We start from the raw sequence: 13,922 nt of genomic DNA on the forward strand, positions 1-13,922 counted from the left end.
CCGCGTCCGGGCGGTTGATGGGCCGCTGTCCTATCCCGGCGGTTCTTCAGGTTGGATCGGGATAATCGGACGGTGAGTGACCTGGTCGTGAGCGAGTCTCCGCGAATTCTCGTGGTGGAGGACAGCGCGGAGCTGTGCGGGATGCTGGACCGGCTGCTGGCCGACAGCGGATATCAGGTTGATCTTGCGAGGGACGGGCAGGCGGGGCTGCATCAAGCGCTGATTCGCGAGTACGACGTGTTGCTGGTCGACCGTGGTCTGCCTGGTATTGATGGATTGGATCTGATTATCCGGCTTCGCCGGCGTGGCCTGACTACCCCGGTGTTGATCCTGACCGCGTACTCTGCGGTGGCCGACCGGGTCGCCGGGCTCGACGCCGGTGCGGAAGACTACTTGGTCAAGCCCTTCGAGGTCGATGAGCTGCTGGCCCGGCTGCGGGCGCTGCGCCGCAGACACCTGGCGGTCGCCGAGGTACTGCGGCTCGGCGCCGGCGAGGTCGACGTCGCCGCCCGGGTGGCCCGGCTGGCGGATGGCAGCGAGGTGGAGCTGTCTGGGCGGGAGGCGGCCCTGCTGCGGGTGCTGGCGTCCCGCCCGACGCGGGTATACAGCCGGGATGAGCTGCGCGAGCAGGTCTTCGAGGCGGCCGAGTCGGCGTCCATCGTCGACACCTACGTCCATTATCTACGGCGCAAGCTGGGTACGGGCGCGGTCCGCACCGTCCGAGGCCTGGGCTACCGGGCGGGTGCGCTGTGAGACTGCGCCCCGCGGTCGCCGCCGATCAGGAGCTCATCGCCCGGGCCTGGCGGCGCATCGCGCTGCAGACGGCCAGCATGTTCGCCGCCGCCCTGCTGCTGCTCGACCTGCTCGCCGTCGGGCTGGTGCTGCAGACCGGGCACTCCGACGCCCGCCGTCAGGTGGCCCAGGCGGTCGCCGACCAGGACGCGCTGACCAAGCCGCCCCGGGGCATCTGGATCTACCAGCGGACCTCCGGCGGGTTGCGGTCCAGCCCCGGCGCCCCGGCCACGCCGATCGACGCGGTCGCGCTGGATTCGGTCTTCTCCGGTGGGCGCACCCGCACCTCCACGATCCATCGGTCGGGCCGCGAATATGAGGTGCAGACCCAGCGGGTAGGGCCGGCCGCGGTACAGGCTGTGCTGGACGTCAGCGACGCCGAGCGCGAGCGGCACCGGTTGTATTGGGGGCTGGCCGCGGCCGGTACGGCGGGGCTGATCCTCGCCGCGCTCGTTGGTGCGGTCATCGCCCGGCGTGCGATCGTCCCGCTCGGTCAGGCGTTCGATCGGCAGCAGCGGTTCGTCGCCGACGCCAGCCACGAGCTGCGCACGCCCCTGACCCAGCTGCACACCCGTGCCCAACTGCTGCAACGCGAGCTGCGTCGGGGCGGCGACTCGGCGCGGATCGAGGAGGATGTGCGCCTGCTCATCGGCGGGACCCGGCACCTCGGCGACGTGGTGGAAGACCTCCTGCTCGCCGCTCAGCTCCGGGCCGAACCGGCGACGTTCGGCCCCGTCGACCTAGCCGAGCTGGCCGCCGAAGCGGTGGCCGCCGAACAGACCCGCTGCGCGCAGCTCGGCGTGGAGCTGCGTGTCGCCGCACCATCCGACCGGACCTACGTGGTACGCGGCGCCGCCACCGCATTGCGCCGGGTGTTCACCTCGTTGATCGACAACGCGCTGGGGCACAGCTCCAGCGGCGGTTACGTCACCATACGGCTCGGGCACGAGCCCACCGCGGGCGTAGTCACCTGCGTCGTCCAAGATGACGGGACAGGGTTCGACCCGGCGGACCGGCATCGGATGTTCGAACGCTTCGCCCGCGGTGGCCACGGCGACCGGCGTCGTTTCGGGCTGGGCCTGGCATTGGTGCGCGAGGCTGTACAGGCCCACGGTGGCACCGTCGTCGCAGCTGGGGCGCCCGGCGCTGGTGCTACGTTCACGGTGACTCTGCCGGCTTGGGGTACGGCCACGACCGACGGCGCGGCCGGCAGAAGACGGCGCCACCCGACTTCCGGGCAAGATCGCGCCCACGGCGAGTTACCGGCCACCCGCGGCGCCGCCGACTCCTGACCATGCGGCCTGCGCACCGGAGTGCCCGACGAGCACGACCTGTACCAGTGTGCCCAGCGCGGTCACCAGGCTCAGTGCCACCACCGTAGGCAGCAGCCACCGCGCGTAGATCAAGCGTCCGATCGACGCGGGAGCAAGCGCCCGGACCGTCTTCGGCGGTACCCGTATCCAACCGGCCACCGCGGTGCCCCCGCGGTACCAGTCGACGTAGGCCAGCGCCACGGCTGCGGCGCTCATCACCAGTACCCACGCCACCAGCAGCTTCGCCAGTTGAGAATGATGATGAATCAGGGCGTTGCCGCCCACCCGGGCCTCGAGCGGCCCGCCGGACAGCGCGGCGCCGGCCACGGTCACGCACGCCACCAGGCAGGCCAGCACCGCCGGCCACGCCAACTGGCGCCGCGTCGCTGGCGCCACGGCGCACAGCCCCACCAGCAGGGTGGCCACCGGGACCATCACCACGGTGGCGTGCACGATCAACGGGTGGATCGGCAGCCCGAGAACGGTATCCAACACGGCACGGATGGTCGTTGGGAGTTCTTAGAACACTCTCAGTCGCGGAACAATGGTCTGCACGTCTCCGCCCACAACACCGGCGCCCAGGCCCCCTACGAGCAGCTGGGCTTCACCGAGACCGGCCGCAACCTGGCCAAAGACCTGTGAACTGCGATCCGCCCGACCGCCCGGCTTCTCGACCTCCTGCGACTGCCGATCGCGGGTGAACCCGCCGAGGTGGTGCGGATCGTCGAGGACTACGGGAGGCGCGGGCGTAAGCAACGGATGCCGTAGCACGAGTCGTGACGGTGATGTACCCGCAGCGGCGCGCCGACCCAGGCCCGGGTGTTATCGCGTTCGGTGGCCGGGACACCCGGGTCCGGAACCTCCACCACAACGGGGTTCGGCGTCTGTGCGTGCCCGGCGGCGACCCCGGCCACGCTGGGAGGCGACGGCGGTCCGACCGGATCCCGGCCGGACCGACCAGTCGCCGTGGTGGGTCTACCGGTAGCCGGCGGCAATGATGTTGGCCTGGACGGCGTTCTCGGTGGCGTCCGTCGGGTAGCCGGAGGTCATCACGCCCTCGTAGAAGGTGCCCTGGGCACCGTGGCTGTTGTCGCCGCCGATGCCGAGGATGATGGATCCCTGCTTCTTCATTGGGTTGTAGCCGGAGACGTTCGGGCGTGCCCCGTTGTAGAAGGTCGAGAGGCTGCCCGACTGTGCGTCGCCCCCCCGGATCGCCCAGTGGTTCGGCTCACCCTTGACGATCGCGGTCAGGTAGCGGTGGCTGATGGTCGGGTCGTTGGAGTTGTATCGCTGGTTGACTCCGGAGAACATCCCGTTCTCCAGGTCGGCCATGATCCATGGCCCGTTGCCTGCGCCATAACCCCAGTTCGCGCAGTTGCCGAAGTAGATGGCCTCCATGGTGCCGTTGCCATCGTCCTGGCTGTTGGTTTCGGCGTTGCCGTAGTCGAAGCAGCAACTGCCGTTGTAGCGCGTGCCGTCGAAGATGGCGTACATGCCTTCCGGCTGGTCACCGGTGGCGATGCCGGAGGTGCTGGTGTCGCGGTACCCGATGCCGGGGGTCACGTAGACGCCGTAGGCCTTCCTGCCGCCGATCGTGGTCGGGGCGAGGGCCGCGTTCGCGGGGTTGTCGTACCCGCCCGGGCCCGTGCTGGGGAAGTGGCCGGGCGGTGCCGGGGTGAGGTGGTTCCCCTTGCCGGACTGGTCGTAGATGATGGTGATGACGCAGGTGGTACCGGCGCAGAACGAGTCCTGGCTGGCGGCGTTGGCGATTCCGCCCGTGCTGAGGACACCGATGTTCCTGGTGGTGTTGTCGCTGGCACGGCGCACCTGGTAGAGGTTGCCGGAGTAGTTGGCGTAGAGGGCCCGGGTGCTGCTGTGCGCGGCGACGCAGGGTGTTCCGCCGGCGGCGTAGATGTCGCAGGGGAGTCTGGTCGCCGAGGAGCCGCCAGAAACGGTGGTGAAGTTCCACTGCATGCGGGCGATGTCCGAGCAGGTCTCCTCGACGATGGGGTTGTTCCCGGCTGTCGAGCCGTCCTTGTCACTCAGGCACAGTCCGGTGGCCGCACTTTTGACCACGTACTTGCCCGGCGCCGCGGTGGAGGCCGTGAACGTCCATAACTGGTTGTACTTTGTGGCGTTGCCGCAGTTGTACTGCTGGACCTGCGTGCCTGGCACGGTCGAGGAACTCGGCACGTCGATGCACTTGGCGCTGTTGGCGTTCATCAACTGGAATTCGCTGCCCTGCGCCACGACCTTCCATTGCTGGTCGCCGGCGGTGTTGCACGCGATCTGGATGAGCAGGACGCTGTCGGCGGTGGACGCGCCGGTCACGTCGATGCACTTGCCGCTGGCACCGCTGGCGAGCGTGTAGACCCCGCTGTTGACTGGGGTGCTGGCCGCCTGGGACGGCAGGGCCGGAACGGCGATGACGGCGGCGGGGACCACCAGCGCGACGGCGATCGCACTGGCACGCTTGAGACGTGGGCGTTGCTGCAACGGATCGTCCTTTCTGGGCGATGGCACTGAGAGGGACTGGTCAGTAGACGTCGATGAAGCTCGGCCATTACCGAAACCGTCCACTTTTTTAGGCCATCGCCCTGTACCGTTCGGAACCTCAGTCATGGGTGCTGACGGCGTTTTTGTCCGCCGTGGGAACGACGGCTGGCGGGATCCTGCCGGTCGAGGTCCTCTCGTTCGGCTATGTGATCCCTCGTCAGCTCCTGCCGCTGGTCATCCTGATGGCGCGTGAGAACGGCGCCGATGCGGTGGAGGCGCTGGTGCTTCGGCACCAGGTCGCGGTGCTGCCCGCCCTCCGGGGCCAGCGCCGCCAATAAGCCGTGGCCCGTACAACGTCGGGAGGTTCCGCGGGGTCGATCAAACTGTGACGTATCGATGATCGACGCGATGGTCGGCCACGGGCAGACCACCTGACTTGTGAGAATTCAAGCGATCTTCGTGGACCGGCCGTCGCGGGTCGAGACTATGGCCGGGCTGACCAGCGATCAGTCGGCCGGCTGGTCATCGGTGTCTACGCCCAAGGCCGGACCGTGCGGGTCGGTCATGACGTCACCGTCCTGACCGACCCGCGTGGCCGAGGCGTATGGGTCGGCTGCCGTGGGCCGAGTCGTCAGAGTGGTCGGATGCTCTGTTCGTACTGGAAGAACTCGTGCGGGTCGTACTTGGTCTTGATTTTGCGCAGCCTGGGGTAGTTGTCGCCGTAGTAGGCGGTGGGCCAGTCGGCGAGGCTGTTGTCGGGCACGTTGACGTAGGAGCCCTTGAGGTAGGGCTGGAGGGCCTTACGGAATCGCTCGGTCCAGGAGTAGACGATGCTCTGCTGCTCGTCGGTCTCCCAGACTCCGCTCCACTCCATGTAGTAATGCGGCTGGCGGTGGGGGAAGGCGCTGGCGTCGGGCCGGGTCCGTTTCTGCACGCCGCCCCAGGCCAGGCACCAGATCTCGCCTTCGAGACCGGGGAGTTCGGCGAGGAACTTGCGGATCGTCGCGATCCCCTGGTCCGGGACCAGGTCATACGCCCACGACGAGGGAATATGGACGGCCACCGGGTCGTCCGAGGTCCCGGCCAGCAGGTTCCAGGCATCGACGTAGCGCAGGGTCTGGATGTCGGCCTGCGGGTCACCGATGTTGAGCAGCGGCGCGATGATCTTCCGTAACTTGTCTTCGGACCCGCGGTAAATCCCGTAGCAGTAGATGTGGCCGTCGGTCTCGGTCTTCGCGTTGAACACGGAGCCGAACCCGTTCTCGGCGCTGGGCGCGGTCTGCTGCCAGGTGCCGAGTAGTTGGCTGAGCAATCCCCAGTCGTCCCAGGTCAGCTGGTACACCGTGACGTCGTCGATGGGGTGGATGCGGAAGGTGTAGCTGGTGGCGATGCCGAAGTTGCCGCCGCCACCCCCCTTGCAGGCCCACAGCAGGTCGGCGTAGTTCTTCTCGTCCGCGTGGATGAGGCAGGCGCCACGCTCGCCCTGGGGAACGACGATGTCGACCCCGATCAGGCTGTCGCTGGTCACGCCGAGGCTACGGCTGAGCTGTCCGATGCCGCCGCCCAGCGTCACGCCCGCCACGCCGACGCCGATCTCGGCGCCGGTGGGGATGGCGAAGTTGTGCGCACCCAGCGCGTTGACGATCGCGTCCTGGGGCAGACCGGTCTGCACGGTCGCCAGTTGCGCGTCGGTGTCGAGCTTGATGTCCTGCAGGTCGCTGACGTCGATGATGACGCCGCCGTCGATGCTCGACCATCCCTCCAGTGCGTGCCGCCCACCGCGGGCACGGAAGGCTACGTCGTGCTGCCGGCTCCAGGTGATGGCGTTGACCACGTCGTCGGCGTTCTGGCAGAAGACGATGACCAGCGGGTAGGGGTTGAACTGGAGGTTCCAGATGCGCCGGTCGTCGGCGTAGCCGGGATCCTCCGGAAACACCAGGCGGCCCGTCAGCTTTCCGGTGCCCGAGCTGGTGCCGCCGCCGACCGGGGCCGAGTCACGCAGGCCGGGGTTGCTGTTGTAGAACGCCAAGGCGGAAGGGGAGATGCTGGCCGCGCCCACCACGCCAGCGCCCACCGCCATTGCCCGCAGAACATTTCTTCGGCTGGTAGTTTCCATTGCCCCCTCCTGGGGTGACGGGATATCGATCCGGGGCGCGTTTTCCGCGCAGTGCCAGGGGCGGCCGCCGACGCGGGGCCGCACCGACCCTCGAGATCCACCTGGGTCGAGTGGTTGCCCGCCTCCGGCGAATCGCCCGTTAGGTAAGTCTCACCGTAGGAGGCATCAGAGGCGCCGAAACGTTACTTTCGTTCGTAATCACCCAACTGAGTGCTGAAGGGTCTCGCAACACGTGATGGGTGGCAGCACCATTAACCTTGCCGCCGCTGGTGGCGGGTGTGGCTGGCGTCTGCACATCATCAATGCCCGATAGCCGGCGACGTCCGGCCACCATCCGCTCGCCGTTCCCGAGAAACGCCGCCCCGCGCCATCACGACATCGGCCTGGGTCGGGCTCGACCTCCATGCCCTCTCAGCCGGCGCGGATCTCATCCCGACCAGCCCCAACGCATTCCTCGCTCGTCCCGTCACCTGGCTGGAAATGATCACGCGGTACGGAGCGACCTGGGCTGTGGCACCGGACTTCGGCTACCTGTGGTGCGCCCGCCGCATTTCCGACCAGCAGCTCGAACGCATCGACCTGTTCAGCCTCACCATGGCCGTCACCGGAGCCGAACGCATCAAACCCTCCACGCTGGACAGTTTCACCCGCCGGTTCGCGCCATACGGGTTCAGCCCCCAGGCCTGGGAGCCCAGCTATGGGATGGCCGAAGCCACTCTCATGATCATCAGCACGCGGAACGGGGTCGGCGTCACCGTCGCCCGGTTCGACGCGGCCGCGCTCGAGCGTCACCGCGCCAGACCTGATCCCGACGGCACCGCGCTCGTCGCCTCCGGGCACACCGTGGACCTGCGCTTGCGCATCAGCGACCCGCAAACCCTCGAACCGCTGCCTGATCGGCACATCGGGGAGATCTGGGCAAGCGGCCAGAGCATAGGCGACGGCTACCACGAACAGCCCGACGCTACAGCCGCCACCGTCCACGTCGTCGGCGTTGCCCCTGCCAGCAGCGGCCGGTAGCCGGCAATGGTCTTTCCGGTGGAGGCGTGGGGTGGCGCGGGTGGACTACCAGGCCAGCGGTGCGGCGAGGAATAGCGCGTCGTCAGGTGCCGCCTTGCGCGCTGCGAGAATACTCTTTGCCGTCTCGCCGATCGGGATCCGGAACGCTGCCTCGCTACCGGCGTCGATCGTTGCGGCCACAGCGTCTGCGACCTGTTCGACCGAGACCGGCGCGGCACGGAACGGTCCGAGCTTGTCCAGCAACGGTCGGTAAGGGTTGTCGTCGTCGAGGTAGACCTGGGCGCGCTCGGCGCCGCCGGAGGTCACCGCGGGCGGTTGCAGTACGTGCACGGAGACACCGAAGTGGCCGGCCTCGATAGCGATGGTTTCGGCGAAGGCTTCGAGGGCTTGCTTGGCTGCGCCGTAGGTGCCGATCAGCGGGATGACGAATCGGCCCTGGATGCTCGACATGAAGATAATCTGGCCCGACCCGCGCTCGCGCATCTGCGGCAGGACCCCTTGCGCCACACGCAGCGCACCGAAGCAGTTTAGTTCGAACAGGTCACGCACCGCGTCGAGCGGAATCGTCTCAAGCGGCGCGCGTACCGTCGAACCGGCGTTGCTGAGCAACACGTCGACCCGGCCCGCCCGGGCGAGCGCGGCGTCCACCGATGCTTGGTCGGTGACGTCGAGCTGCAGCTTCTGCGCGGCCGGGATGTCGTCGAGCATGGAGACGTCGCGGGCCGTCGCGATGACCTCGTGTCCCTTGCCGCCCAGGGCGACCGCGGTTGCCCTGCCGATGCCGCGAGACGCTCCGGTGATGAGTATCCGAGCCATAACGGAGATCCTTCCCAGTTGAGATTCGCCAAGCGGGACGGCTGACTGCCCAGCCACATCTTGACTGAATCATGCATGTCGTCATACATAGTTGTTGGCGAGCGTCGACGCCGACCACCGCGCCATCGGAATCGCGAACTAGCCGCGCTTGCGGCTTGAGTCCCTCGGGGACACGCTCGCCGCGTGGCTGGCCAGGGCGACGCGCACGGCGTCGAAGGGGGTCGGGCTTTGGAGCGCGCGTGAGGTGACCATTGCGCCTTCGACCCCGGCTATGACCGCATCGGCGAGCACGCGCGCCGCGGAGCGGTCTACTCTGAAGGCGACCAGGTGAAATGCGAGCCGGTCGATCATCTCCGAGAACGCACGGCGAGCCGTCTCTCCCACGGCGGCTGACTCCTGGGCGGCGCCCTCGGTGATGAGAGGCGCGATCCCACAGCCGCGCGCGTAGTTGCTGCCCACCATGCCCTCGCGGGCGAGGTTCAGGTAGGTCTCGATGAGGTCGACCGCGGATGCCGCCTGCTCGGCGGCGCGGTCGATGATGGCCACCTGCTCGTGAGCGTGCGCCTCGGCCGCCTCCATGGCTAGCTGCGTCTTGCCGCCAGGGAAGTGGAAGTACACCGAACCGCGGGGCGAATCGCTAAGCTTGAGCACGTCAGCGAACGCGGTCGCGTTGTAGCCACGCTCGCGGATGAGCTGCTTGGCAGCCTGCACCATCTTCTGTTTGGTGTCTGATCGCTGGGCCATGTTCGCGCCTACCTCCCGGGCGGCTCACTATGTATGCTGGGCTACATAGTACAAGGTTAACCATGAGTCCGAAAGACGCGGTCCGGCACGCAGCCTGGAGGCCGCCCCGGAGGGAACTGTCATGCCCTTTGTCCAGATCTCAATGGCTCGCGGCAAGTCGCCCGAGTACCTCGAAGCCGTGTCGCAGGCGGTGCACGACGCTCTGGTGGCGGAGCTGAGCATGAAACCCGGCGACCGCTTCCAGATCATCGAGCAACACGACCCCGGCGAGCTGAGGTTCAACCGCGACTTCCGCGGCGGGCCACGCTCCGACGACTGGATCGTGTTCACGATCACCCACGGAATCGACCGCAGCGAACCGGCCAAGCGCAGGTTCTACAAGACCTTGGTCCGCCTGCTCCAAGAAAGCCCGGGTGTCCGACCGGCGGACGTCTTCGTCAAGATGACGGTGACCCCGCCGGAGAACTTCTCGTTTGCCGACGGTGTGATCGGCACCGACACCGCCGCCGCCGAAGCGCTCGATGCCGCGGCGAAGATCTCCGGTACCCGCAGCGCTTATACCCAGACCGAGCTGGCCAACGCGGTCACCGCGCTGCTTGAGCGCAGCGATCGAAGCCCCATCCTGCCGATGCTTCGAGACGATGTCGTACTCAAGGTGCCGACCACCCTGCCCTACGGCGGGGAGTTCACCGGCCCGACCGCCTTCGACGGCTTCTTCGCCCGATTCGGTCGTAGCGATGTCTGGGAGTCCTTCGCCATCAGCCTCGACGAGATCATCGAATCCGACAAGCACCTCATCGCCCGGCTCACCAACAACGGAGTCCTCAAGGCGAGCGGCAAGACGGTGGTCTTCCAGAACCTCTGGCTGTTCGAGGTTACCGACGGCAAGCTCGCTCACGTGCAGCTCTACGCCGATACCGCCGCCGCGCAGAACCCAGCGGGCTGATCGGGGGACATCCGGGTACGACGTCGACGCCCGGGTGCGGTCCTTCGAATTGATCGCGCAGCAGGTGATCGATCCTCGGAAGCACGCCCCGACCGCACCTGACGGGCCGGTCGCGTCTTTCGGCGAATCTCGCAGTACCGAACGAAGGAAGTCACGATGATACGGGCACTGGTTCTCGCCGGTGGGGGAGTAGCTGGAATCGCCTGGGAGTTAGGCGTACTACTCGGCATCCGTGATGCCGCCGGCGATCTGCGGCCACCGCTGGAGGCGGCCGACCTGATCGTCGGTACCTCGGCCGGATCCACCGTCGCCGCTCAGATCACCAGCGGACAGGACCTGGAGACGCTGTTCGCCGCGCAGTTGAGTGCACACTCCACGGAGATCCCGGTCGACGTCGACCTGCAAGACCTGATGGCCAGTCTCACCTCCGCCACGGCGGGCGCGCTCTCGCCGTCGCAGGCGCGCCAGCGCATCGGTGAGTGGGCGTTGAACGCGGCAACGGTCGACGAGCCCGCGCGGCGCGCCGCGGTTGCCGGCCGGCTGCCGTCCCATGAGTGGCCCGATCGGCGGATACTCCTGCCGGCGGTTGACGCTCAGACCGGGCAGCTCATCGTCTTCACCCGAGACTCCGGGGTCGCGCTGGTCGACGCGGTGACTGCGAGCTGCGCGGTGCCAGGGGTATGGCCACCGGTGACGATCGGACAGCGCCGCTACATCGACGGCGGCATGCGCTCCGCGACGAACGCCGACCTCGCATCCGGGTCCGATCGCGTCCTGGTGATCACTCCCACCCTGGCCGGCGCGCCCGCGCCCTGGGGCAGCCTCGACGACGAGATCGAGCGGCTGAGCCCGGCCGCGGTCCAGGTCGTTCACGCCGACGAGGCGTCACAGGCGGCGTTCGGCCCCAACCCGCTGTCCGCGACTACCCGGGGCGCCGCTGCCCGAGCCGGCCGCGCCGTCGGACGCCGGCACGCGACGGACGTCGCCCAATTCTGGAACTGAGGACGCATCCGGGAAGGTCCGTCGCGGGCTCGGCGGATGAGCTGCTTGGCGGCCTGCATCATCTTCTGCTTGGCATCTGATCGCTGCGACATACTATGTATGTAGGCCTACATATTCCACGCCAATCACGAGTCCGAGCGGCGCGGCCTGCTCCGTGCTGCGCTGGCTCGGCGGCGGCCCCGCCGTCCCGCGCCGATCAATACCATCAAGATCAATTATGCAGCGGTCGAGTACGACGACCCGCCCCCTTGGAGGCAACGATGACGAGTGACCGTCCCTACGCGGAAAAGAAGTTTGCTGAGATCAACGGTGTTCGGATGGCCTACCTCGATGAGGGCGAGGGTCCTGCGATCGTCTTCCAGCATGGCAACCCGACCTCGTCCTACCTGTGGCGCAACGTAATGCCGCATCTGGAGGGTCTGGGGCGGCTGATCGCCTGCGACCTCGTCGGGATGGGCGACTCCGGCCGGCTGTCACCGTCGGGCCCAGACCGTTACTCCTATCAGGAGCAGCGGGAGTACCTGTTCGCGCTCTGGGATCACCTGGGCCTGGGTGACGATGTCGTGTTCGTCGTGCACGACTGGGGTTCCGGGCTCGGGTTCGATTGGGCGCACCAGCACCAGGACCGGGTCGCCGGAATCGCGTACATGGAGGCGATCGTGGCTCCGAGGACCTGGGAGGACTTTCGTGAGGCGCGGGAGATTTTCCAGGGACTCCGTTCTCCGGCGGGTGAGGCAATGGTGATCTCCGACAACGTGTTCGTCGAACAGATCCTTCCGGCGGGGATCCTGCGGGAGCTGAGCGAGGAGGAGCTGGCGGTCTACCGGGCGCCCTACCTCACCCCCGGCGAGAGCCGGCGACCCACGCTGAGTTGGCCGCGCCAGTTGCCGATCGCAGGTGAACCCGCCGAGGTGGTGCGGATCGTCGAGGACTACGGCCGGTGGCTGGCCGCATCGACGGTGCCGAAGCTGTTCGTCAACGCGGAGCCTGGCGCGATCCTGATCGGGAGGCCGCGTGAGTTCTGCCGGTCCTGGCCGAACCAGACCGAAGTGACCGTGCCGGGCGCCCACTTCGTCCAAGAGGACAGTGCGGATCTGATCGGCGCCGCGGTGGCGGACTTCGTGCGGGGCATCCGGGGCACCGGACCGCGTCGATAACCGCGGCCCGTCCTCACGTCCCGGGTACCTCAGTAGCAAGGTTGACGCCGCAGTGGCCGCCTTGGCGCTGCTTGTCGGGGTGCGGGCGGCGTGCCGGGCCACCGGTCGTAGCCAGGCCGGCCACTCCGACGCCGCCGTGTGTGCCCGCCCGCCCCACTGCGGCAGCCGTACCAGCCGGGGCGGCCCCAGCCGGGGCGGCCCCAGCCGCGGGCTCTGTCTGTCGCGGAGCGACGGCGGGTCTGTGTGGCGCGAGCACGATCAGGTCCGTGAACGACGCAGCCACGCGGTGCACCTGAAGATGGGGTCTGCGAAGCGCCGGGTTCGCCGCGACGGACCGATGTGGCGAGGAATGGCCGGGCGGGTGGGTAACCCACCGGCCCGATTCCGGTAGTCGGTCCTCAGAGGTTCGCGGCTTCGTGTTGGTCGTCGTCGAACCACCCGAGGCGGTGGCCAATTCGGTGCTATCTAGTGATGCCGCCGGCCGCGGCTTACCACCCCGTCATCTGCAAGACCAACCGATGATGTGGTGAGCGTACGGAGGGTCAGACCGCCATCGGCAACCCCGGGTAGAGCTGATCGAGATCGCCGGAGAGCGCCGCACGGACGTTGCGGCTCTTGTCGTCGGCAATCACTTCCATTGCTCGGGACTCGATGCCGTCCAGGGCGAGCGCCGCAACGCGGGCGGGATCCACCTTGTCTGAGTCGTCGACGTAGTCGGCCATGTCGGTGTCCATGTAACCGACGTGCAGAGCCGCCACGTCAATGCCTGAGGTGGCAAGCTCCTGACGCAGCACATTGGTCATTGCCCATTCGGCGGCCTTCGCTGCGCTGTAGGCCCCGTAGCCGGGGTAGTGGGCCCAGGCGAGGACGGACAGGACGTTGAGCAACGCTCCTCCGCCGTTCTTCGCGAGAACGGGGGCGAAGGCCCGGCTGACCCCCAGCGAGCCGAAGAAGTGTGTCTCCATCTCCAGCCTGATGCTGCCGGCGTCACCGTCGACCAGCCCGGTATGCGTACTGATACCAGCGTTGTTGATCAACAGTGTGACGTCTGATGCGATTTCGGCGGCCCTGGCGACCGAGCCGGGGTCTGTGATGTCCAGCTGGAGGGGGACGACCCCTGGCAGGTCGACCGAATCGGGGTTGCGGGCGGCGGCGTAGACCTTCGTCGCTCCGCGTTGCAGCAACTGCTCGGCGAGGTGGCGGCCCAAGCCGCGGTTGGCGCCCGTGACCAGGGCGATCGAATTCTGAATGTCCACGAATCTCTCTTCCGGACAGCTGACTTGGTAAACAAAAGTTAGCTCGCTCGGTCTGGATTCGGCAACTCGGGCGGGATGGATAGGCCGCATCCGCGACCCCGATGCTCGTCCGCCATCTACGGCTCACCGATCATCGTGACAAGGTCATCGCCTACCGCCGGGAAGCCGCGCGGGCGACCGCGAATCGTCGTGAGTGTGCGAGCCACGTTATCGAGTAGCCACCCGCCGAGGTCAGGTGCCGGTCGGCCGATACCTGACCACGGC

The 13,922-nt window shown here is 67.7% G+C and carries 13 protein-coding genes; 7 read left to right on the top strand and 6 right to left on the bottom strand.

The window, feature by feature from the left end; genetic code table 11:
• Nucleotides 1-72: 72 nt before the first annotated feature.
• Complete coding sequence (locus tag ABEA87_RS16030) at nt 73-753, top strand: response regulator transcription factor (protein WP_345630337.1); 681 nt, start codon at nt 73-75, stop codon at nt 751-753.
• On the top strand, nt 750-2,084 hold the full coding sequence (locus ABEA87_RS16035) for a sensor histidine kinase (protein WP_345630339.1): 1,335 nt from the start codon (nt 750-752) through the stop codon (nt 2,082-2,084). Before ABEA87_RS16030 ends, ABEA87_RS16035 begins: the two co-directional genes overlap by 4 nt.
• On the opposite strand, the gene ABEA87_RS16040 is transcribed toward ABEA87_RS16035, so the two are convergent.
• Nucleotides 2,052-2,600, bottom strand: coding sequence for a hypothetical protein (locus ABEA87_RS16040; RefSeq protein ID WP_345630341.1), 549 nt, complete (start codon nt 2,598-2,600; stop codon nt 2,052-2,054). The two genes, ABEA87_RS16035 and ABEA87_RS16040, sit on opposite strands and share 33 nt — an antisense overlap.
• 480 nt (nt 2,601-3,080) lie before the next feature.
• Nucleotides 3,081-4,601 carry an arabinofuranosidase catalytic domain-containing protein gene (locus tag ABEA87_RS16045; protein ID WP_345630343.1) on the bottom strand — a complete coding sequence of 507 codons (1,521 nt, stop codon included), beginning with the start codon at nt 4,599-4,601 and terminating at the stop codon, nt 3,081-3,083.
• 128 nt (nt 4,602-4,729) lie between these two features.
• On the opposite strand from ABEA87_RS16045, the gene ABEA87_RS16050 reads away from it, so the two are divergent.
• Nucleotides 4,730-4,939, top strand: a complete 210-nt coding sequence (locus tag ABEA87_RS16050) for a hypothetical protein (RefSeq protein WP_345630344.1) — start codon at nt 4,730-4,732, stop codon at nt 4,937-4,939.
• Nucleotides 4,940-5,232: 293 nt separating this feature from the next.
• On the opposite strand, the gene ABEA87_RS16055 is transcribed toward ABEA87_RS16050, so the two are convergent.
• Complete coding sequence (locus tag ABEA87_RS16055; protein ID WP_345630346.1) at nt 5,233-6,717, bottom strand: FAD-binding oxidoreductase; 1,485 nt, start codon at nt 6,715-6,717, stop codon at nt 5,233-5,235.
• Between the two features lie 276 nt (nt 6,718-6,993).
• Here ABEA87_RS16055 and ABEA87_RS16060 point away from each other — a divergent pair, with 276 nt between their 5' ends.
• Nucleotides 6,994-7,737: an AMP-binding protein gene (locus ABEA87_RS16060; RefSeq protein ID WP_345630348.1), complete on the top strand. Its 744-nt coding sequence runs from the start codon at nt 6,994-6,996 to the stop codon at nt 7,735-7,737.
• Between the two features lie 45 nt (nt 7,738-7,782).
• Here the strand turns inward: ABEA87_RS16060 and ABEA87_RS16065 are convergent, their stop codons facing one another.
• A complete protein-coding gene (locus ABEA87_RS16065; RefSeq protein ID WP_345630350.1) occupies nt 7,783-8,553 on the bottom strand; it encodes an SDR family NAD(P)-dependent oxidoreductase in 771 nt (256 codons plus the stop codon).
• 138 nt (nt 8,554-8,691) lie between these two features.
• Nucleotides 8,692-9,297 (bottom strand): TetR/AcrR family transcriptional regulator, encoded by a 606-nt coding sequence (locus ABEA87_RS16070; protein WP_345630352.1) that lies wholly within the window; start codon nt 9,295-9,297, stop codon nt 8,692-8,694.
• Between the two features lie 121 nt (nt 9,298-9,418).
• Here ABEA87_RS16070 and ABEA87_RS16075 point away from each other — a divergent pair, with 121 nt between their 5' ends.
• The 3 genes from ABEA87_RS16075 (at nt 9,419) to ABEA87_RS16085 (ending at nt 12,402) form a co-directional block, all read left to right on the top strand.
• The gene (locus tag ABEA87_RS16075) at nt 9,419-10,243 is read left to right on the top strand and encodes a tautomerase family protein (RefSeq protein ID WP_345630354.1); all 825 of its coding nucleotides are present in this window, start codon (nt 9,419-9,421) and stop codon (nt 10,241-10,243) included.
• A 156-nt stretch (nt 10,244-10,399) separates the two neighbouring features.
• A complete protein-coding gene (locus ABEA87_RS16080; protein WP_345630356.1) occupies nt 10,400-11,245 on the top strand; it encodes a patatin-like phospholipase family protein in 846 nt (281 codons plus the stop codon).
• 260 nt (nt 11,246-11,505) lie between these two features.
• A complete protein-coding gene (locus tag ABEA87_RS16085) occupies nt 11,506-12,402 on the top strand; it encodes a haloalkane dehalogenase (RefSeq protein ID WP_345630358.1) in 897 nt (298 codons plus the stop codon).
• 542 nt (nt 12,403-12,944) lie between these two features.
• Here the strand turns inward: ABEA87_RS16085 and ABEA87_RS16090 are convergent.
• Nucleotides 12,945-13,658 carry an SDR family oxidoreductase gene (locus ABEA87_RS16090; RefSeq protein ID WP_345630360.1) on the bottom strand — a complete coding sequence of 238 codons (714 nt, stop codon included), beginning with the start codon at nt 13,656-13,658 and terminating at the stop codon, nt 12,945-12,947.
• Nucleotides 13,659-13,922 lie beyond the last annotated feature (264 nt).

Origin of the sequence: Rugosimonospora acidiphila (assembly GCF_039543385.1) — a bacterium.
Taxonomy (GTDB): domain Bacteria; phylum Actinomycetota; class Actinomycetes; order Mycobacteriales; family Micromonosporaceae; genus Rugosimonospora; species Rugosimonospora acidiphila.

What these genes read in the sequence shown, in the direction of transcription:
- ABEA87_RS16085 (WP_345630358.1), top strand. Translation starts at nt 11,506, where the DNA reads ATGACGAGTGACCGTCCCTACGCGGAAAAGAAGTTTGCTGAGATCAAC.
- ABEA87_RS16080 (WP_345630356.1), top strand. Translation starts at nt 10,400, where the DNA reads ATGATACGGGCACTGGTTCTCGCCGGTGGGGGAGTAGCTGGAATCGCC.
- ABEA87_RS16075 (WP_345630354.1), top strand. Translation starts at nt 9,419, where the DNA reads ATGCCCTTTGTCCAGATCTCAATGGCTCGCGGCAAGTCGCCCGAGTAC.
- ABEA87_RS16055 (WP_345630346.1), bottom strand. Translation starts at nt 6,717, where the DNA reads ATGGAAACTACCAGCCGAAGAAATGTTCTGCGGGCAATGGCGGTGGGC.
- ABEA87_RS16065 (WP_345630350.1), bottom strand. Translation starts at nt 8,553, where the DNA reads ATGGCTCGGATACTCATCACCGGAGCGTCTCGCGGCATCGGCAGGGCA.
- ABEA87_RS16070 (WP_345630352.1), bottom strand. Translation starts at nt 9,297, where the DNA reads ATGGCCCAGCGATCAGACACCAAACAGAAGATGGTGCAGGCTGCCAAG.